General features: G+C 59.5%; 2 protein-coding genes. Both read right to left on the bottom strand.

The genetic code is table 11. The features are described from left to right. Positions 1 to 354 (bottom strand): AI-2E family transporter (locus BK665_RS33675; protein ID WP_123410660.1); only part of this gene is annotated, 354 nt, incomplete at its 3' end. A gap of 31 nt (positions 355 to 385) precedes the next feature. Continuing rightward, a partial coding sequence (locus BK665_RS33670) for a sulfurtransferase TusA family protein (RefSeq protein ID WP_185076745.1) occupies positions 386 to 514 on the bottom strand: 129 nt, incomplete at its 5' end.

Raw genomic sequence — 514 nt, 5'->3', positions numbered from 1 at the left:
AGGCAGCAGCAACAGCAGCGACTGCCACTTGGCGAGCATGCCGGGAAACTCGTTGAACAACGTGATCAACTGATGCCAAAGCAACGGCACCACAACCCCGATGAACACCAGCAACACCCCCAGGAACAACGCGAAAACCAGCCCCACGGCCACGCCACCGGGCATGCGTAAACGCTCGAGGGTGACGACCAGCCCCTGCATCAGATACGCCAGCACCATCGCGGCCAATACCGGCGCGAGCATGCCGCCCAGCGTGAGCACGGCGGTGAACCCGAGGATCAGCAGCACCGCCAGCACCACGGCTTCTTCATCGGAGAAGTAGCGCTGAATCCAGTCGCGTAACACTTTGAACATCAATAATCCTTAGTAACGAACGCAGCCGGTTTCAGGCTTTTTTCAACCAATAGCGGTAAACACCCGCCTCGTCTTCTTCACGCAGCAGCGTATGACCGGCCAATCGTGCAAAGGTGCGGAAGTCGCGCTGGGAGCCCGCGTCCGTGGCGATCACCTTGAG

The sequence above is a fragment of the Pseudomonas frederiksbergensis genome (genome assembly GCF_003732665.1).
Classification (GTDB): domain Bacteria; phylum Pseudomonadota; class Gammaproteobacteria; order Pseudomonadales; family Pseudomonadaceae; genus Aquipseudomonas; species Aquipseudomonas frederiksbergensis_G.
The sequence above is the reverse complement of the archived record's forward strand: the minus strand, read 5'-3'. Positions and strand labels throughout refer to the sequence as shown.